We start from the raw sequence: 19,736 nt of genomic DNA, 5'->3' as shown, positions 1-19,736 counted from the left end.
AGCCAACATAGATGTTGAATGTACCGCCGTCATCGCGAGCAAGCTCGCTCCCACAGGTTCCGCGGCGTGTATCAGAATTCGATGCGCACGTCGCCCTTCGGCACGCTGCAGCACGAAAGAATGAACCCTTCCGCTTCGTCTTCCTCGGTGATCCCGCCGTTGTGGTCCATCTCGACCTCGCCACCCAGCTTCATCACCTTGCACGTCCCGCAAATCCCCATCCCGCAAGCCTTCGGAATCAACAGCCCCAACTTGGCAGCGGCGGCGTGAACGGTTTCCCCCGGCCCCACACGAATGCTTTTCCCGGACGCGGTGAATTCCACCTGGTGCAGGTCCGCCACGTCGATGTCCGGTGCGTCTGCGGCGATTTCGGCTTGCTCCACCGCATCGGCACGGGCTTCCGCTGGCGTAGCGCCGAAGGATTCCTCGTGATAACGCGCCATATCAAAGCCGACCGCTTCGAGCATGCGCTTGACCGCGTTCATGTATGGCGTCGGGCCGCAGCAGAACACTTCGCGCTCCATGAAGTCCGGGGCCATCAGTTCGAGCATCTTGTGGTTCAGGTAACCGCGATAACCGGCCCACGGCTCGCCCAGACCATGCTTCTCGCAGATCAGGTGCAGGCTGAAGTTATCGATTCGCGACGCCATGTGTTCCAGCTCGCGGTGATAAATGATGTCTTTGGGCGAACGGGCGCTGTGGATAAACACCATGTCGACGTTGCCGTTGGTGTCGTAGAACCAGCGCGCCATCGACATGACCGGCGTGATACCGACGCCACCGCTGAGGTACAACACCTTCGGCGCGGTGAAGTCCATGGCGTTGAACAACCCGACCGGCCCGTGCACGGCCAGCTCCTGGCCTTCATGCAGCGTGTCGTGCAGCCAGTTGGAGACCTTGCCGCCCGGTACGCGCTTGATGGTCACCGAAAAGCTGTAAGGCACCGACGGCGAGCTGGAAATGGTGTAGGAGCGCATGATCGGCACGCCTTCGATTTCCAGCTCCAGGGTGACAAACTGCCCCGGCTTAAAGAAGAACAGGATCGGCTGGTCGGCCATAAAGCAGAAGGTGCGCACATCCCAGGTTTCCTGGATGACTTTGACGCAACGGACGATGTGTCGACCATTGGCCCAGGTCTGGGTGGTTACCGGATTCAGGAAGCTGTTGGACATGCTGTTCTCCACCGCCGATGGTCGGCCTTATGTTGGCGATTCTGCGTAACGTGCGAACCACCCATTTACCTATCTGCGACATTCACATACTTATCGCGACCAGCCCACATCTACCGGGGGTTGCGCGTCGGGAACAGATTGGGCCATGTCGCCCATGGATAAGGTTCTGGCGTGCGCCGGCCCCACACTCGCTCCACACAAAGACGATTCCTTTACAGCCTTGCGTAGCAAACCGTATCAGCCACTATTTCGCCGGCCACACAGAATGGCCTTGAGGATCAAATCGATGGACGTCACCGCAAAAATCAGCCTGGGCGATCCGCTGGAACCCGCTCGCAAGGCCACCGCGCAGATGCTGCAAGAGCGCGAACGCACTTTCTCGCTGCCGCAGCCGTTTTACTCTGACGAGCGGCTGTTTGATATCGATATGCAGGAAATCTTCCAGAAAGAGTGGTTGATCGCCGGCATGGCCTGCGAAATCCCGACCAAGGGCAACTACCTGACCCTGCAAGTCGGCAAGAACCCGATCATTGTGATTCGCGGCGCCGAAGGCGTGATACATGCGTTCCACAACGTCTGCCGCCACCGTGGTTCGCGGCTGTGCACCAGTGAAAAAGGCAAGGTCGCCAAACTGGTCTGCCACTACCACCAGTGGACCTACGAACTGGACGGTCGCCTGCTGTTCGCCGGCACCGAAATGGGCGCCGACTTCGACATGAAGGAGTACGGCCTCAAGCCGGTGAACGTGAAGACCGCTGGCGGTTACATCTTCATCAGCCTGTCGGAGAACCCGCCAGCCATTGATGACTTCCTGTCGACGCTGAACCATTACATGGAACCGTACGACATGGAGAACACCAAGGTGGCGATTACCACCACCTTGATGGAAAAGGCCAACTGGAAACTGGTGCTGGAAAACAACCGCGAGTGCTACCACTGCAACGCGTCGCACCCGGAACTGCTGAAAACCCTGCTGGAATGGGACGACGTCACCGACCCGCGTGCCGATCAGGCCTTCAAGGACCACGTCGCCGCCTCCGCCGCTGCCTGGGAAGCCGAGAAGATTCCTTACGCCCACGCCAGCTTCGGCCTGCGTAACCGCATCGTGCGCATGCCGCTGCTCAAGGGCACCGTGTCGATGACCCTGGACGGCAAACAGGGCTGCGCCAAACTCATGGGCCGGATCAAAAACCCGGACCTGGGCTCGATGCGCATCCTGCACCTGCCGCACTCGTGGAACCACTGCATGGGCGACCACATCATCGTGTTCACCGTGTGGCCGATCAGCGCGCAGGAAACCATGGTCACCACCAAGTGGATCGTCCACAAGGACGCGGTCGAAGGCGTGGACTACGACGTGGAGCGCATGCGCAAGGTCTGGGATGCGACCAACGACCAGGACCGTCGCCTGGCCGAAGAAAACCAGCGCGGCATCAACTCCACCGCTTACCAGCCAGGGCCTTACTCCAAGACCTATGAGTTTGGCGTGGTGAACTTTGTGGACTGGTACAGCGAGCGTTTGCTGAACAATCTGGGCGCGGAACCTGCGCCTTACCTCAAAGGGGTTCCGGTTCAAGGCTGACCGATCCGCTGAGACAAAAAACCGCGAACATGTTTCGCGGTTTTTTATTGTTCAAATTTCGATCAATCGCTTTAGAGCTGCCGCTGGCATGGGGCTGTAGAGGTTCGCGAACAAGTTATCCACAACTTCGCCCACAGCAAATGGGGACAAGTGCGGATTTACGAAAAACTTTCTCCACAGAAACTGAAGAAAATCCGTGACTTATCCAGAAGCAGGGTTTTGAACAGCGATTGGTTGTTTTTTGATCGAAATCTTGTAAGGCACGTTATACGTGGCTTGCAGAGGATGGCGAACACCTTATCCACAGAAGCGCCAACAGACTTTGGGGGCAACTTGGCCAGATCTGTGGAAAACCGTCGGAAGACGCGATAAATCGGGATTTGCGTGAGGTTTATCGATTTAAAACGATGATTTGGTCGTTTTTTGATCACATGCCTGATAGGCCCGGTTTATATGGCCTGTAGAGGACAGCGAACATCTTATCCACAGATGCGCTAACAGAGATTGGGGGCAAGTATTGGTTCGCGTACAAAGTTATCCTCTGGAAAAAGCCTGAAAAAACCGCAAGTTAGGCTGGTTGTTTTTTGTACGAAGAGTCGCAGGGCTTGATTTGTATGGGGTGTAGCGATGGGCGAACATGTTATCCACAGAAGCGCTAACAGGGATTGTGGGTAACCACGATCAGCTCCTGTTGAAACACGACCTGCCCGAGTCGATGTCCAGATTCAACTCATGGTCATTGAATGCACCCCACCCAAGCAAAAGCGAAGGCACGTATTTACCCAGCAACAACGACGGAGGAATCGTAAAGTCCGGGTAGTAGTTGTAGGCGATCGATTGGATATGGCCCGACAGGCTCAATTCACCCTTGAAGGTTTGGGAACGCGGCTTATCGGTGACATGAATGGGTGAGTTACCCGGCGAGGACGACGTCAGGTAATCCGCATTGCCGGTGTCGATAATCACCGGCATGGCTCGACGATCCAGGCGTGCGGCAGTAATCAGCCGTTGATTAATGTCCATACGCTCGTAGTCAATTCGTGAATCACATCGTGCAGCAGGTTCGGCGTTAAGCTCCAGGGCCTTCTGGGTGATCCTTAAACGCCCCAACTTACCGATCAGATCAAGCCCCAGTAAGTTATCCCGGTCACTGACAAACACCAGGACATTCCTGAACTCGCTTGTGCCTATCTTTAAAGAATCAAAGATCCCGAGCTTGGCTGACAGGTCACGTTCACCATAAAACGTGCTGTAGTCGTAGTGAGAGTCGGTTAATAACCTGATTCCCATCCGCTTCGCGGTTTCGTCGTTGACCCGGGTTTGTGGTGCGCCAGTGTCGAGAATGAAACGCGACGAGACACCATTGGCCGCTTTGACATCGAGGTAGGGCAGCACCTCGCCAGTCACGTGACCGTCACTGGCATAGGGATGAATCACGAGCACTTCGTGCCGCGTCGTTCTTTTCACCGAGAAATCGGCGAGCGAACTGAGTGTCGCGAGGGATTCGCTGCCGAACATGGAAAACATCGCGTTGAGCTCAGGGTCATTCGCGATGGCCTGAGCATGACGACGTTTGATCGCCAGATAGTATTCGGGAAGCTGGTTCGCGGTTTTGGCCTCGAACATTCGGGCGAAAACAGACACAGAACAATTCAGGTTGTCTTCAGCATCCAACACCTTGTCGCATTGCTGTTTCAGCTGCGCCAAAGATGCTTTTTGCCCCTGTTCAGATTCTAACCATGTGGAGAAATCCGGAGCTGCCAGCCGGGTGTCGGCCACCGCACTGGTGGCTGCACACATAAAAAATGCCAGCAGCATCAGGGACGACTTTAAATTCACGCCGCAGAACAGACATGCTTCACGCCGACTGACCGCTTTCATGTCCAACCCATTCTTGAAAACGAGTTTTATGAACTAGCGCTGCGGCAATCCTGAGCAGCTCATAGAGAAATGTAGCTCACTAGGGCCTATACATCAGATACGCCTCCCCCGTGACCCGAATCATCGGATGGGGCGTGATTTGGCAGGTATCGACGACACGAAAGCCATGTCGCTCGTAAAACCGGTGGGCGCCGGTGTTGGCGGCGTAGTCGATCAGGCTCAAGCCATTGAGCCCAAGCTGGTTGGCGCGGTCGTAAGCGTAGGCGAGGAATTGCTTGCCCAGGCCCCGATTTCGCCAGCCTTCATGCAGCGCCAGGCTGGAAATGTAGAGGGTGTCGGGGATTTCCATCCTGGCATACGGCGCCAGGACCGGATCGGTCACTGGAGGCGCCAGCGGATCGTGACGCATCACGTAGCAGTGCATCATGCCAATGACGTTGCCCTGTGCCTCGGCAATGAGGCAGTTCTGCCAGGAAAAATCCACGCCTTCACGGGCATACCGACTGGCGCCCACGTCCAGTAGATCTTGACCGGGTTGCGCCAGTTGGCTCCAGATGTAATCCGCAGCGCCTTCTGATGAAATCTGAAACAAGCGAGCAATCTCCCGCGCATCACTGCGCAGAGCCGAACGAAACTCTACTGCCATTTACCTGCCCCCACAGGACCGCTAGCGGACCACGCCTTCTTCGATCAGTAACTTGAGAATCGCCTCAGCCCCAGCCTCGGCGCTCAACCCTTTAAGCACCTGCCCGCCCCCACCGCTGGCTTTGGCCGTCGCAGCTTTCATCCGGTCCGCGCCGCTCTTGGCCTTGATCACCTTCAAGCGTTTAGGCCGTGGCTTGGCCGGTTGCAGGGTGGCGACCGCCAGCAGTTCATCGTCGATCACTTCGACTTCATCTGCCTGCAACACCCCGCGTCGGGCCGGGCCGTAGGCGCTCTGCCGAGGCTTCGGCGCGGCGTTATCCACAGTCGCAAGAAACGGCAGTCGCACTTTCAGGCGACGGCGCTGACCGCGCGGCAAGGCTTGCAGCACCAGCGCTGAATTACCGTCGATGGATTCAACTTGAGCCAGCCCGACTACCAGCGGCCAGCCCAGGCTTTCGGCCAGCAAGAACGGCAGCATGCCCGAGCCTTCGCCGGTTTCCGCCTGGCTGCCGGTCAGCACGACCTGCGCCCCGGCGTCACGCAAATACGCGGTCAATGCCGGCAGTGCATCGGCGCCTGAAGGTTGTTCAAGCACGTGCAGCTGTTCCAGGCCCATGCCCAAATAAGCGCGCAACGCCGGTTCCGTGACGTCGCCGGCATGCAGCACTTGCAGGTTATCCCCAGCCAGCTGCAGGCCCAGCTCCACCGCCCGCGCATCCTGCTCCGCACGACGTGGCCGGCCAGAGGTCGGGTGCGCGCCGATGGACACCAGGCTGATGATTTTCGTGCTCATAACCCTTTCCTTCCCTTAAGCCGCATCGCGCTTGGCTTCATTTCGGTAAGCCTCTACCGCATCGATCAAGGCTTGAAGAATCTCGGCACTTTCGCCGATCACCGACAGGTCGGCCCGTTTGATCATGTCGCAGCCAGGATCGAGGTTGATCGCCACCACCTTGTCGCAGGCACCGATGCCTTGCAGGTGCTGGATCGCCCCGGAAATCCCCACCGCCACGTAAACCCGCGCGGTGACCCAGGTGCCGGACGCGCCAACCTGACGGTCGCGGGCCATGAAGCCATCGTCCACCGCCACTCGAGAGGCGCCTTCGGTAGCGCCCAACGCTTCGGCGGTCCTGTGGAAAAGTCCCCAGTCCTTGACCCCGTTGCCGCCGGAGAAGATGAACTCGGCTTCGGCCATCGGAATCGCCGCCGGGTCCACCGCCACCGCGCCCAAATCCTCGATGCGCGAGAGACTGCGGGCCACGGCTGTGGATAACTCCACCGGCAAGGCTTCGTGACGGGTTTCGCTGACCGGTTCTGCGCATTCGACGGCAGCCAGAATCAAGCGTGCCACTGGGCGCGCAAGGTCTTGCAAACCGGCACCGGCGCGGCCGATGCATTCCTGATCCTTGACCTGCCACACCCGCGTGGCCGGGCGTTCGCCCAGTGCGGCGGCAAAGCGTCGACCCAATTCACCACCGCCGCTGCGGCTGTCCGGCAGCAGCCAGTGACGCGGGCTGAACTGGTTATCCACAGCCCGCAGGCCCTGGACCCTTTGTTCCTGTGCATAACCGCTGAATTCTTCGCCATCCAGCACCAGCAAGCGATCGACGCCCGCCGTAGCAAATGCGTTTTCCTTGTGCTCGCCAAACACCACGGCCAACACCGCGCCGTCCTTGCCGGCCAATTGGTGAGCCAGGCCCAGCAAGTCGCGATCGTGGCTGCTCAAGCGGCCACCGACCATGTCCGGCACTACGCTGATGTAAAACGCAGGTGCAGGCACTTGATGCAGCGGCAATTGCACTTCAACCGCAGCAGTGCGTTTGGTCGCCCCGCCCTGCTGAGCGCCGCTGCGGTCAATGCGTTTGATGCCGTTGGGGCCGATAAAACCGATGCCGTGCAGGTTCTTGCGGATGACACCGTTAGGCCCCATCCAGCTGTGTTGCGCCGGTTGCATGGCCGCGTGCAGCGGGTGCAAGCGGTTACGGGCGATCCATTCGGCGCGTGGGTCGCGGCGGATAATGTCGCTCATCAGTGGGCCTCCGCAGGTTCACGTTGGGCCGGTTTGGTCGGCTTGCTCGGGGCAGCGTCTTCGAGCAACGCGTCCGCCACCAGCTCGGCGATGTCCTTGATCAGCGGTCGAGGTTCGACCACGCCTTCGAGCATCGCGGTGCACTGTGGACAACCCACGGCCACCAGTTCGGCACCGGTTTCGCGGATGTCTTCCATGCGCATGTCGGGGATCCGTTGCTTGCCCGGAATGTCGGTGATCGGCGCACCGCCACCACCGCCACAGCAGCGCGAGCGGAAACCGGAGCGTTGCATTTCCTTGATCTCGATACCCAGGGCGCGCAGCACTTCACGCGGCGCCTCGTATTCGCCGTTGTAGCGGCCGAGGTAGCACGGATCGTGATAAGTCACGCTGCTGCCTTTGTGCTGGCCGAGGTTCAGGGCGCCAGCGCCAATGATTTCCGCCATGAAGGTGCTGTGGTGCTGCACGAGGTAGTTGCCGTCGAAGGCGCCGTACTCGTTTTTCAGCACATGAAAGCTGTGCGGATCGCAGGTGACGATGCGGTTGAAGCTGTACTTGGCCAGGGTCTGGATGTTGCGCTTGGCCAACAGCTGGAAGGTGGCTTCGTCGCCCAGACGTCGGGCCACGTCACCGCTGTCGCGCTCTTCAAGCCCCAGCACTGCGAAGTCGACCTTGGCCGCTTTCAGCACTTTGACGAAGGCGCGCAAGGTGCGCTGGTTGCGCATGTCGAAGGCACCGTCGCCGACCCAGAACAGCACGTCGACGGATTTCTTCTCGCTCATCAGATTGAGGTTCAAGTCCGCCGCCCAGTTCATCCGCCCGCCCGGGGCGAAGCCGCCAGGGTTGTCGGTGGCGATCAGGTTTTCCAGGACCTCGGCGCCCTTGTTCGGTGTCGCACCTTTTTCCAGGGTCAGATGGCGGCGCATGTCGACGATGGCGTCAACGTGCTCGATCATCATCGGGCATTCTTCGACGCAAGCGCGGCAAGTGGTGCACGACCACAAGGTTTCAGCGTCCACCAGACCGTTGACGATCGGTTGATGCGGGTTACCGGCGTGTTCGCCAATCGCTTTGCCTGGATAGGGGCTGCCAGCGAATTTGGCGTCGGTGCCACCGGCCAGGCCAACGACCATGTCTTGTATCAGTTTTTTCGGGTTCAGCGGCTGGCCGGCAGCGAACGCCGGGCACGCGGCTTCGCATTTACCGCACTGCACGCAGGCGTCGAAGCCCAGCAGTTGGTTCCAGGTGAAATCCTTGGGTTTTTCCACGCCCAGTGGCGCGGTCGGGTCGTTCAGGTCCAGCGGCTTCAAACCGGTGGAACGGCCACCGCCAAAACGCTCGGCGCGACGGTGCCAGGCCAGGTGCAGGGCACCGGCGAAGGCGTGCTTCATCGGCCCACCCCAGGTCATGCCGAAGAACAGTTCGCTAACACCCCACAGCACGCCGACGCCGAGGATCGCAGCCACCACCCAACCGCCGAAGTTTTCCGGGAGGATGCCGGCGACCGGCAGGGTCAACAGGAAGAAGCTCGCAGAGAACGCCAACAGGCTTTTCGGCAGGCGCATCCATGGCCCTTTGGAAAGGCGAGCCGGTGGGTTGCGACGACGCAGGAACATGAAAATCGCACCGACGAACATCACCGCCGAGGCAATCAACAGGGCAACACCGAGAATGCGATTGTGCAGGCCGAAACCGTGAACCAGGATCGCCAGCACAATGGACGCCACCGCACCGCCAGCCGTGGCGACGTGAGTGTTGGCGATGTATTTGTCCCGCGCGACGACGTGGTGCAAGTCGACCATGTAGCGCTTGGGCATGGCGAACAGGCCGCCGATCAGGTCGACTTTCGAAGCCCGGCCTCGGCGCCACATAGCCACCCGCCGCAACGCGCCAAGGGCAGCGAGGCCCAGGGCTGCGAACAACAGGATTGGAAGAAGGGTGTTCAACATGGTGGAGCTCCCAAAGACCTGGGGTCTTGCAGGCACAGAAACCTGGGTGTCTTGCTCGATCCCTGTGGGAGCGAGCTTGCTCGCGAAAGCGGTGGGTCAGTCGATATCAATGTCGGCTGACAGATTGCATTCGCGAGCAAGCTCGCTCCCACAGGGTTATCCACAAGCCGTTAGAAATCCTTACAGAGCCGCAGCGCGTCGTAGATCGCCGCGTGGGTATTGCGCTGCGCCACGCAGTCGCCGATGCGGAACAGTAAGTAGCCGTCGCCCGGTTGGCTCAGCGAAGGTTGCGGCTTGATCGCGAACAGGGCCTCGATGTCCATCTGGCCTTTGTTGCGCGACGCTTCCTTCAGCGCGTAATAGATTTCTTCGTCCGGACGCACGCCGTTTTCGACGACGACCTGGTCCACCACCCGCTCCTCTTTGGCGCCGGTGTATTCGTTTTCCAGCACCGCCACCAGCTTGTCGCCTTCGCGGTAGACCTTCTCCAGCATCATGTCCCCGGTCATGATCACTTCTTTCGGGTACATGCTGCGGTAGTAGGTCGGGAACGAGGTGCCGCCAATCGCCACACCCGGTTTGATGTCGTCAGTGACGATCTCGACCTGGCTGCCCTTGTCGGCGAGGAAGTCGGCGGTCGACATCCCGGTGAACTCGCAGATGGTGTCGTAGACCAGCACGTTCTTGCCCGGTGCGACCTTGCCATCGAGGATGTCCCAGCTGCTGACCACCAGGCCTTCAGCCGCGCCCCAGTGCTCGTTCTGCTCCAGGAATGGATGGCCGCCGACGGCGAGCACCACCACGTCCGGACGCAGGTCGAGGATGGTTGCCGTATCGGCCGCCACGCCCAGGCGCAGGTCGACTTTCAAACGCGCCAATTCCAGCTGGAACCAGCGGGTAATACCGGCGATCTGGTCCCGTTGCGGGGCTTTCGAAGCGGTGGTGATCTGCCCGCCGATGAATTCTTTCTTCTCGAACAGGGTCACGTCGTGGCCACGTTCGGCGGAGACGCGAGCGGCTTCCATCCCGGCAGGGCCGGCACCGACCACCACAACCTTGCGCTTCACACCGGTCGACTTCTCGATGATGTGCGGCACGCCCATGTATTCACGGGAGGTCGCGGCGTTCTGGATGCACAAGACGTCCAGGCCCTGGTATTGACGGTCGATGCAGTAGTTGGCGCCGACGCATTGTTTGATCTGGTCGACCTGGCCCATTTTGATCTTGGCGATCAGGTGCGGGTCGGCGATGTGGGCGCGGGTCATGCCGACCATGTCCACGTAACCACCTTCCAGAATCCGGGTCGCCTGGTTCGGGTCCTTGATGTTCTGCGCATGCAAAACAGGGGCCTTGACCACTTCCTTGATACCGGCGGCCAAGTGCAGGAATGGCTCCGGTGGATAACTCATGTTCGGAATTACGTTGGCCAGGGTGTTGTGGGTGTCGCAACCCGAACCCACCACGCCGATGAAGTCGATCATGCCGGTGTCGTCGTAGTACTTGGCGATCTGCTTCATGTCCTCGTGGGACAAGCCGTCCGGGTGGAATTCATCACCGCACAGACGAATGCCGACGCAGAAGTCCGGGCCGACTTCCTTGCGCACCGCTTTAAGGACTTCCAGGCCAAAACGCATACGGTTCTCGAAGCTGCCGCCCCATTCGTCGGTACGTTTGTTGACGCGAGGGCTCCAGAACTGGTCGATCATGTGCTGGTGCACGGCCGACAGTTCGACGCCGTCCAGACCACCAGCCTTGGCGCGGCCAGCCGCGGTGGCGTAGTTGCCGATCACCCGCCAGATTTCTTCCGGCTCGATGGTTTTGCAGGTCGCGCGGTGCACCGGTTCACGGATGCCCGACGGCGACAGCAGGGTTGGCCAATGCTCGCCGTCCCAGCGGGAACGACGGCCCATGTGGGTAATCTGGATCATGATCTTGGCGCCATGCTTGTGCATGGCATCGGCCAGGTTCTGGAAGTGCGGAATGATCCGGTCGTCGGCCAGGTTGACCGACTTCCACCAGCCTTGCGGGCTGTCGATGGCCACACTGGAGGAGCCGCCGCAAATCGCCAGGCCGATCCCGCCCTTGGCTTTCTCTTCGTAATACTTGACGTACCGGTCGGTGGTCATGCCGCCGTCGGTGGCATAGACCTCGGCGTGCGCGGTGCTGAGCACGCGGTTGCGGATGGTCAGTTTGCCGATCTGGATCGGCTGGAACATTGCTTCGAAAGCCATGGCGGGTTCCTCGACTTACAACGGCTTGACGGTGAACAGGCCGTCGTCGTGGCCTTCTTCGGAGCCACCGTAAACCTGTTCGGCAACGGTGCGGATCTTGCTGCCACGGGCTTGCAGAATCTGGTCCATGGCACCGGCAAACCAACCGGTGAACATGTAGTCGACCTTGCGCCCGACCTTGCCGTAGACGTAGACGAACGCCGAGTGTTCGAGCTTGACGCTGGCAGTGCCCTTGTCGAGGTCGATGTCCTGGATTTTGAACAGGCCCCAGCCGCGCTGCGACAGGCGCTTCATGTAGTGTTCGAACACCGCAACGCCTTCCAGGCCGTGGCATTCAGCTTCTTTTTCACACCAGTGCCAGGCGGATTTGTAGCCGGCCTTGTAGAGGATTTCGGCGTAGGCGTCGGCGCCCAGCACTTCCTCGATGCCCATATGGTTGTTGACGAAGAAGTGACGCGGTACGTACAGCATTGGCAGGGCGTCGGAGGTCCAGACACCGGTTTCGCTGTCGACTTCGATAGGCAATTGCGGGGCGATCTTGGCCATGGAAACTTAACTCCAGAAAAATTCGTTGTGTTGTCGTGCCGTAGCAGCTGTCGAGCCTGCGAGGCTGCGTTGGGCGGCGAAGCGGCCCCCGAGGGCGGTCCTGCGGACCGCAACGCAGCCTCGTGCCTCGGCAGCTGCTACAGCGTTCGTTTGAAAAAGGGGTTACTCGCCCCAGACGTCCTTCAAGACGTTGACCCAGTTCTCGCCCATGATCTTGCGGACCACGCGCTCGGAATGGCCGCGCTTGAGCAGGGTTTCGGTCAGGTTCGGGAACTCGCCGACGGTGCGGATGCCCAGCGGGTTGATGATCTTTCCGAAGCTGGTCAGGCGGCGGGCGTAGCCCTTGTCATGGGTCAGGTATTCGAAGAAATCCTGGCCATGGCCCTGGGTGAAGTCGGTGCCGATGCCGATGGCGTCTTCACCGACGATGTTCATGGTGTATTCGATGGCTTCGGCGTAGTCGTCGATGGTCGAATCGATGCCCTTGGCCAGGAATGGCGCAAACATGGTCACGCCGACGAAACCGCCGTGATCGGCGATGAACTTCAGTTCTTCATCGGATTTGTTGCGCGGGTGAATTTTCAGACCCGACGGCAGGCAATGGGAGTAGCAGACCGGTTTCTTGGATTCGAGGATGACTTCTTCGGAAGTTTTCGAACCCACGTGGGACAGGTCGCACATGACGCCAACGCGGTTCATCTCGGCGACGATTTCGCGACCGAAGCCCGACAGGCCGCCATCACGTTCGTAGCAACCGGTACCGACCAGGTTTTGGGTGTTGTAGCACATCTGCACGATACCGACGCCCAGCTGCTTGAAGACCTCGACGTAGCCGATCTGGTCTTCAAAGGCGTGAGCATTCTGGAAGCCGAAGAGGATGCCGGTCTTGCCCTGCTCCTTGGCCTTGCGGATATCGGCGGTGGTGCGCACTGGAATCACCAGGTCGCTGTTTTCGCGGATCAGCTTCTGGCTGGCGGCGATGTTGTTGACGGTGGCCTGGAAGCCCTCCCACACCGACACGGTGCAGTTGGCCGCGGTCAGACCGCCTTTGCGCATGTCTTCGAACAGCTCACGGTTCCACTTGGCAATAATCAGACCGTCGATAACGATGCTGTCGGCGTGCAATTCGGCTGGGCTCATCAGGCTGTCCCCTATTAGCGATTCATGCGCCGAATCGTGTGTCGGCGCTTTGGGGCCAGCATATGCCTGAGGGAGGGGGCAGCCGGGTGCAAAAACGACAGGGGGTTTGCCGAAAGCGTCAATCTGCGACAAAGGGTCGTCGCCGGACGTCATGGGCCACCTGTTCAAGGGCCTGCGCATGAGCCAGAATTCGCGGCATTACTGGATGCTTTACTGGAATAAGGGGCGGCGGCGCAATGAAATCGATCTTCCTGGCTTTGGCACTGATAGCGACCGGAGTACACGCGGCTGAAGAGTCCGACGACAACCCCTGCGACAAAGTCGAAAACGAGGTCCAGACCCTGGAATGCTCGGCCTTCAGCAGAACCACCGCCGAACAGTTGCTCAAAGACAACTATCAGGGCCTGAACGAGCGCATGCAAACGGCCTACAGCAAGAACCCGGCGCAACTGAGCGACATCACCGCCAAGCTCAAGGCCGCACAACAGCAGTGGCTGAAGACCCGAGATTCCGATTGCGCGGTTGAGGCGTTTCCGGCGACGACCGGTAGCAAGGCGTTCACCATTGCGCAGAATGATTGCGTGGCGCGGATGAGTGACGAGCGGTCGGAGTTTTTGGAGTCGATTGGGCAGGAGTGAGACGTCAGAGTGCCTGCCACACTGACTCAAGAGCGGTCAGCATTTTTTTGCTCGCCGCTTTATCGATCTCCAGATTGTCGCAACAGATAACCCACCCGGAAAAAGCATCCAGCGTCTGTTCGATGTAGCGTTCGGGGTCAAGGAAACTGAAAGTCTTGCACACCTCAATAAGAGCCTTGCGTGTGGGTATGCCTTTTCCCGCGAATGCAGTGGTGTGTTCATTGCCGCGTCCTGCTGTACTGGAAAAGGTCAGGTCGTAAGCCGGAGCCATTTTCCAGCCGTCCTTGCCGCCAAAAAACGAGAAGTTCTTCGCGTGATCGTCGTGGTTATGAGCGAGAGCGTTGAAGACCATCAATCTGGTCATTTTCTCGACCTCGGTCGCATCCCTGGTCATTGCCCAGGTCGCTCGCAGTAAATCACTGTAATCGAGGCTTGGCGCACGGAAGTCAGCATATAGAATCGCCGCAGCTGTAAGCATGTGGCGCTTGGAACCTACTTCTCGATCGAAGCGTTTCGTGGCGAAGAATTGCTCGACCCCCTTGTTGGTTTCTACCTGAAAAAGCTTCGACTCGGAAATTTCGACCCCTGCCCGATGGGCTATCAGAGCATAAGCCTGCTCAATAGCGCCGCTATCACGATGCTCTTCTTCGCAGCGAAACTTGATCAACCAGTGCTCATAACCCTTGGGCATTTCACCGAATGACGAAACAGCGCGGCATTTGTCCGGCGACAGACCAATCACTGCTTTGGGCCGAGCACCACCGGGGGACCCACCCGCCAGTCGCAGAGAATTGATGACCTCGTCAGCGCTGCCTGAAAGTATCGTTTGTGATGCTTCATAGAGGGCGGCCAGATCGAGGTCTTCGTCAGCTTCAATGGTTTCCAACATCGGCACATACTCAAGCGCCCCCATGCTTCGGTTGCCCATATAGGCCAGACGATCCAGTGGTCCGATCGCGTGGCGCTCGATTCTCAACTGACTTCGGAAGAATCGATCCATGAGCAGCGATCCCCAGCCATCGGGCAACGAATCGTTGAAGGCACCGTGCAGGCCGTCGAACAGCATCGGATCAGCCGCCCTCTGGGGTTTTACCGAGAAATCCATATGAAACGGCGCAAGGTTGAATCCTTTCGCCAACCAGCCCGGATCATAAGAAAAGAACACACCCTGACGAGTAATTGCGACAAGTTCGCCGACTCGTGATCCTTGAAGCATGACGCTGAGTGCGTTGACGGATTTCATTGTCGGCCACGAGCCCTTTCGTAGTTTTTCAGCTCTTCGAGTGTCAGCGATTGAGCCGAGGCGAACAAATTTGTCAGCGGCTCCTCCGCCCCGAGGCAGATCGAAATCAGCAACAAGCCATCCAGAGAGATCTTCCCGGTCGTCTCAAAGCGCTTGATATTGGACTCGGGGACGCCTGACTTTTGCGCGAGCGTGCGCCGCGAAAGGTTCTTGCTGAGCCTCAGACGCTTGGCGTTCCCGGCAATCTGTAAAGCGATCTCTCCGGGGGAGTAGAGAATATGGGTAAGGGCCACGAGTCGACCTCATCTGGAGTGTGAGGAAGTGTAGCAGCGCAAGAAACAAATTTCTTTTAATGGTCTATAAATGGTCCTTTATAGTAATTATTGTCATTTAATGGATAATATTTTGACTTTAAAAATACACGATCGCGCAGTATGCGGCGCAGAATATTGGGCCCAACCTGATCCTTCACGAGGTGATAAATCGCATTGTCGACGGGGCGCAACGCCTGACCGGGCCTGGCGCGAGCACTTGAACCTTACCCGGGATGAGGTGGCCAAACGCATGGGCATCTCTCAACCGGCCTTCGCTCAACAGGACACGGCCACCAAGCCACGCAAGGCGTCCCGTGAAAAAATTGCCGCGGTGCTTGGCATCAACGCCAATCAGCTCGGGCTGTAAGAATGGAGCAACAAGATCGCGGCCTTCGGCAACCCCCACGCCGACGCCGACGCATTCTCCTGCAGGAGCTGCCGCAGGCTGCGGTCTTTTGACCCTCCTGCCGATTTACTGATTTGGCCCCTGTCATGGCAGGAAGGGCGATTTATTAACTCGCCGAGGTATCGCCATCACGCTTGGTGCCTGCTCGTACTCGTAATCCAACGCTTTAATGTCCATGACCTCGCTGATCTTCAGCGTCCAGGGCTTGAGCACGTCATTGTAATTGTGGCCCTCGGGGCCGTTTGTCAGCGGTGCGTAGTGCGGTGCCCATTGATCGTTGTCTTGAGCCATCCGCGCTTGCCAGTCGGCCCAGACTTTGTCGACGAAACAGTGGTGAAGAAAGAACACTGGATCATCCGGGGAAGTCATCGGCAGCATGTTGCCCCCCACCCAGAGATGAACCCGATTATGTAACTGGGAACTCGTGGTTTTGACCTGAGGGTCGCCTCGTTGGGTGATCCAGCCCTCCAGGCGGTTTCTGAAACCGCGCACGCTATGACTGGAGTCGTACGGCGGCGTGTCATACAGACTCTCACGCTTTGCCATCTGCAAATCTTCAGGGGTTGGCAATGAGTCCGCCACCAGGCCGAACTGCCTCTTCAATCCCGGACCCGGCAGATCGTCATCAGGATATGACGGGACGTGCCACTTCCCGTTCTTGTAGGCAAACGGACCGCTCGCCACTCGCCAGTCGTCGCTCTTCACACCATTGCCGCCCATGAAGTCGTCTTTCCACACAGGAGCATTCAGCGGATCGGCGACATCTTGTGTCCAGTCCCAGTAGGGAATGGTGATAGAGGGGTCGATGGCCTGAAGGTCCGCTTCAAACTGGAGCAGGAACGCTCGATGCCACGGCAGGAATGAGGGACCTCGATGTGCACCGTTTCTGTAGTCGGGGTCATTCGGCTCATGCGGTAGAACGGTGGGCACCATGACCTGATGATGCTGATGCACATACTGATCGTATTGCCCCGTGGCCTTTAGCTGAAGACAAGCGTCGACAAATTTCTGCTTTTCAACGTCAGTCAACGAACGAATATTTTTCCGTAGTTTCATCTGACCCGATCCTTGAGTGATTAACGAGCTGATGGCCCTGATAAGAACCTGTGTCGATTGAACATAGGCAAGACTCTGATCGGCGTCTACTGTCAGAAATAACAGGTCAATGCGATCTCCCGACCAACGGTCAGCCTCTGGCGGCAGCCACGCTGCGAGATGACTTCATACCTCAACTGCGTCAACATCAAGATCATCCGTTTCGCTCATAGGGACATCAGTTCATGAAAATCTGCGGCATCGAAATCAAAGGCAGCGAAGCGATCATCGCCGTGGCCTCCCTCGACGATCAGGTGTTGAGCCACGTCGCTCTGGCCACAAAGAAAATTGCCCTCGACGATGACGACGAAGCCGCGAACGTCAAAGTGTTTGCTGCTCAGGTGGCGTCGTTTGTGCGCGAGAACGCCATCGATCGGATTGCGATCAAGAAGCGCAGCAAGAAAGGCGAATTCGCCGGTGGGCCGACCACCTTCAAGATTGAGGGCGTTTTTCAGTTGCTGGAGAGTTGCGAGGTGACGTTGCTGTCGCCGCAGACGATTAATGCGCAGAACAAGAAGTTCGACTTTGCACTGCCGGATACGTTGAACAAATATCAGCATGAGGCTTACAAGGCGGCCTGTTCTGCCCTGATGAAGAAATAACACCCAAGCAGATTCCCCTGTGGGAGTGAGCCTGCTCGCGATAGCGGTCCGTCATTCAAGTTGATGTTAATGATCCACCGCTATCGCGAGCAGGCTCGCTCCTACAGGGGATCTTCTGTGTTCAGACGAGTTCTCGCCCGTCACCCAGCCGTCGGCGATCTTCCCGCGGACACCGTTCAAACCGCGCCCGGTAACTGCGGGTGAAATACGACGGCGATTCAAACCCGCACGCGATACTCACTTCCAGCACACTCATGTCCGTCTGCCGCAACAACTGCCGTGCCTTCTCCAGCCTTAATCGCAGGTAGAAATTGCTCGGTGTGTCGTTCAAGTGCAGGCGAAACAATCGCTCCAACTGCCGTCGCGTCACCTTGATCGATTCGGCCAATTCCAGCGTGCTCAGCGGCGGTTCGCTGTGCTGCTCCATCTCGCCGATCACGTGTACGAGCTTCTTGTTGCTGATGCCATAACGCGTGGCGACTTCCATGCGCTGGTGGTCTTTGCGCGGGCGGATACGGCCGAGTACGAATTGTTCGCTGACCTGGATCGCCAGTTCCGGGCCATGGGCCTGACTGATGAGGTCGAGCATCAGGTCGATGGACGCGGTGCCGCCGGCAGAGGTGATGCGCCGGCGGTCAATCTCGAACAGCTCCTGAGTGACGCTGAGCTGTGGATAGGACTCCTTGAAGGCGTCGATGGCTTCCCAGTGCAGGGTCAGGCGATGGCCGTCGAGCAGGCCGGCTTCGGCGAGGACGAAACTGCCGGTGTCGATGGCGCCGAGGGTCACGCCTTCGTTGTCCAGGCGGCGCAGCCAGTGTTCCAGCGCCGGGGTTGCGAATTTCAGGGGTTCGAAGCCGGCAACCACCAATAGCGTTGCGCCTTTCTTCAGCGGTTCCAGCGCCGCGTCGGCGTTGACCGACATGCCGTTGCTCGCCAGCACCGCCCCGCCGTCCGTGCTGAGCACATGCCAGCGGTACAGCTCGCCGCGAAAGCGATTGGCGACCCGCAACGGCTCGATGGCCGAGATAAATCCAATCGCCGAGAAACCCGGCATCAACAAGAAGTAGAAATCCTGGGACATGGAGCGCACTCGACTGGCAGGTAACGAGAGGGCGGGAAGCGTGTGGACGTTGATACGCCACTTGCAAGAGGCATTCAAGAGCGCAGGTCGCTGCAGTGCAAGAGCTGGTCGCCGCAGTGCGCTTTAGCGGGCCTCAAGCTGCGTAACTTGGCATCACCGGCGCACAAAGACGACCGGACCCACAATAACGAACTGCCGAGGAACCTGAGATGAAACGACTGATCAGCAGCTGTGTTCTTGCACTCAGCGGTACCGCTTTCCTGAGCGCCAGCGTCATGGCGGCCGAACCTGCTTCATGCCAGAACGTGCGCATGGGCGTCGTGAACTGGACCGACGTGATCGCCACCAGTGCCATGACCCAAGTCCTGCTCGATGGCCTCGGCTACAACACCAAACAAACCAGCGCTTCCCAGCAAATCATCTTTGCCGGGATCCGCGACCAGCGCCTGGATTTGTTCCTGGGCTACTGGAACCCGCTGATGACCCAGACCATCACTCCGTTCACCTCGGCCAATCAGGTCAAGGTGCTTGAGGCGCCAAGCCTGAAAGACGCCCGCGCCACTCTGGCCGTACCGACGTATCTCGCCGACAAGGGCCTGAAAACCTTCGCCGACATCGCCAAGTTCGAGAAAGAACTGGGCGGCAAGATTTACGGCATCGAGCCTGGCTCGGGTGCCAACACCCAGATCAAGGCGATGATCGCCAAGAACCAGTTTGGCCTCGGCAAGTTCCAGCTGGTCGAGTCCAGTGAGGCCGGCATGCTCGCGGCGGTGGATCGCGCCGTGCGCCGCAAAGAGGCCGTGGTGTTCTTCGGCTGGGCGCCGCACCCGATGAACGTCAACGTGAAGATGACGTACCTCACCGGCAGCGACGACGCCCTGGGCCCGAACGAAGGCATGGCCACGGTCTGGACCGTCACCGCACCGAAATACGCCGAGCAATGCCCGAACATCGGTCGTTTGCTGAGCAACCTGACGTACACCGCCGAAGACGAGAGCCGGATGATGCAGCCGCTGCTGGATCACAAGGACGCCTTCGAATCGGCCAAGCAATGGCTGAAGGATCACCCACAAGACAAGCAACGCTGGCTCGAAGGCGTGACCACCTTCGATGGCAAGCCAGCCGCTGAAAACCTGCAACTGACGACCAAATAAACCCGATTGAACCACCGACTCGCAGCCC

At 58.8% G+C, this 19,736-nt stretch carries 17 protein-coding genes and 1 pseudogene; 5 read left to right on the top strand and 13 right to left on the bottom strand.

The genetic code is table 11. The features are described 5' to 3' along the window. Positions 1-71: 71 nt before the first annotated feature. Positions 72-1,172 (bottom strand): glycine-betaine demethylase subunit GbcB, encoded by a 1,101-nt coding sequence (gene gbcB / locus MO767_RS19035; protein WP_282481766.1) that lies wholly within the window; start codon positions 1,170-1,172, stop codon positions 72-74. Positions 1,173-1,458: 286 nt separating this feature from the next. Between gbcB and gbcA the strand changes: the two genes are divergently transcribed. Then, entirely contained in the window at positions 1,459-2,754 is a 1,296-nt protein-coding gene (gene gbcA / locus MO767_RS19030; protein ID WP_282481765.1) for a glycine-betaine demethylase subunit GbcA, read from the top strand. A 681-nt stretch (positions 2,755-3,435) separates the two neighbouring features. Here gbcA and MO767_RS19025 read toward each other — a convergent pair. The 8 genes from MO767_RS19025 to MO767_RS18990 all read right to left on the bottom strand — a co-directional run bounded on the left by MO767_RS19025 (position 3,436) and on the right by MO767_RS18990 (position 13,175). Further along, positions 3,436-4,635, bottom strand: coding sequence for a retropepsin-like aspartic protease (locus MO767_RS19025; RefSeq protein WP_282481764.1), 1,200 nt, complete (start codon positions 4,633-4,635; stop codon positions 3,436-3,438). A gap of 79 nt (positions 4,636-4,714) precedes the next feature. Next, entirely contained in the window at positions 4,715-5,281 is a 567-nt protein-coding gene (locus MO767_RS19020; protein ID WP_282481763.1) for a GNAT family N-acetyltransferase, read from the bottom strand. A gap of 21 nt (positions 5,282-5,302) precedes the next feature. Further along, on the bottom strand, positions 5,303-6,073 hold the full coding sequence (locus MO767_RS19015) for an electron transfer flavoprotein subunit beta (protein ID WP_282481762.1): 771 nt from the start codon (positions 6,071-6,073) through the stop codon (positions 5,303-5,305). Positions 6,074-6,088: 15 nt separating this feature from the next. Beyond that, entirely contained in the window at positions 6,089-7,309 is a 1,221-nt protein-coding gene (locus MO767_RS19010) for an electron transfer flavoprotein subunit alpha/FixB family protein (protein WP_282481761.1), read from the bottom strand. Continuing rightward, positions 7,309-9,258 (bottom strand): dimethylglycine demethylation protein DgcB, encoded by a 1,950-nt coding sequence (gene dgcB, locus MO767_RS19005; protein WP_282481760.1) that lies wholly within the window; start codon positions 9,256-9,258, stop codon positions 7,309-7,311. The genes MO767_RS19010 and dgcB overlap by 1 nt, the downstream gene beginning before the upstream one ends. A 170-nt stretch (positions 9,259-9,428) precedes the next feature. Next, positions 9,429-11,489, bottom strand: coding sequence for a dimethylglycine demethylation protein DgcA (gene dgcA / locus MO767_RS19000; protein ID WP_282481759.1), 2,061 nt, complete (start codon positions 11,487-11,489; stop codon positions 9,429-9,431). Between the two features lie 15 nt (positions 11,490-11,504). Beyond that, positions 11,505-12,035, bottom strand: coding sequence for a DUF5943 domain-containing protein (locus tag MO767_RS18995; RefSeq protein WP_008033249.1), 531 nt, complete (start codon positions 12,033-12,035; stop codon positions 11,505-11,507). A gap of 162 nt (positions 12,036-12,197) precedes the next feature. Continuing rightward, positions 12,198-13,175, bottom strand: a complete 978-nt coding sequence (locus MO767_RS18990; protein ID WP_008033250.1) for a dipeptidase — start codon at positions 13,173-13,175, stop codon at positions 12,198-12,200. Between the two features lie 236 nt (positions 13,176-13,411). Here MO767_RS18990 and MO767_RS18985 point away from each other — a divergent pair, with 236 nt between their 5' ends. Then, complete coding sequence (locus MO767_RS18985) at positions 13,412-13,813, top strand: lysozyme inhibitor LprI family protein (RefSeq protein ID WP_282481758.1); 402 nt, start codon at positions 13,412-13,414, stop codon at positions 13,811-13,813. A gap of 4 nt (positions 13,814-13,817) precedes the next feature. Here MO767_RS18985 and MO767_RS18980 read toward each other — a convergent pair whose 3' ends face one another. Then, positions 13,818-15,056 carry a type II toxin-antitoxin system HipA family toxin gene (locus tag MO767_RS18980; protein ID WP_282481757.1) on the bottom strand — a complete coding sequence of 413 codons (1,239 nt, stop codon included), beginning with the start codon at positions 15,054-15,056 and terminating at the stop codon, positions 13,818-13,820. Continuing rightward, positions 15,053-15,349 (bottom strand): helix-turn-helix transcriptional regulator, encoded by a 297-nt coding sequence (locus MO767_RS18975; RefSeq protein ID WP_282481756.1) that lies wholly within the window; start codon positions 15,347-15,349, stop codon positions 15,053-15,055. Before MO767_RS18975 ends, MO767_RS18980 begins: the two co-directional genes overlap by 4 nt. 134 nt (positions 15,350-15,483) lie before the next feature. Between MO767_RS18975 and MO767_RS18970 the strand changes: the two are divergent. Beyond that, positions 15,484-15,737 (top strand): annotated as a pseudogene (locus MO767_RS18970) (helix-turn-helix transcriptional regulator); the annotation flags it as partial. A gap of 123 nt (positions 15,738-15,860) precedes the next feature. On the opposite strand, the gene MO767_RS18965 reads toward MO767_RS18970, so the two are convergent. Next, positions 15,861-16,832: a tyrosinase family protein gene (locus tag MO767_RS18965; RefSeq protein WP_282481755.1), complete on the bottom strand. Its 972-nt coding sequence runs from the start codon at positions 16,830-16,832 to the stop codon at positions 15,861-15,863. A gap of 224 nt (positions 16,833-17,056) precedes the next feature. Between MO767_RS18965 and MO767_RS18960 the strand changes: the two genes are divergently transcribed. Then, entirely contained in the window at positions 17,057-17,473 is a 417-nt protein-coding gene (locus MO767_RS18960; RefSeq protein ID WP_282481754.1) for a DUF3010 family protein, read from the top strand. A 121-nt stretch (positions 17,474-17,594) separates the two neighbouring features. On the opposite strand, the gene MO767_RS18955 is transcribed toward MO767_RS18960, so the two are convergent. Further along, on the bottom strand, positions 17,595-18,554 hold the full coding sequence (locus MO767_RS18955) for a GlxA family transcriptional regulator (protein WP_282481753.1): 960 nt from the start codon (positions 18,552-18,554) through the stop codon (positions 17,595-17,597). Between the two features lie 209 nt (positions 18,555-18,763). Here MO767_RS18955 and choX point away from each other — a divergent pair, with 209 nt between their 5' ends. Next, entirely contained in the window at positions 18,764-19,708 is a 945-nt protein-coding gene (gene choX, locus MO767_RS18950; protein WP_282481752.1) for a choline ABC transporter substrate-binding protein, read from the top strand. The last annotated feature ends 28 nt before the right edge of the window (positions 19,709-19,736 follow it).

Source organism: Pseudomonas sp. UYIF39, from assembly GCF_029963765.1.
Classification (GTDB): domain Bacteria; phylum Pseudomonadota; class Gammaproteobacteria; order Pseudomonadales; family Pseudomonadaceae; genus Aquipseudomonas.
This window is presented reverse-complemented; position numbering and strand designations above follow the sequence as displayed.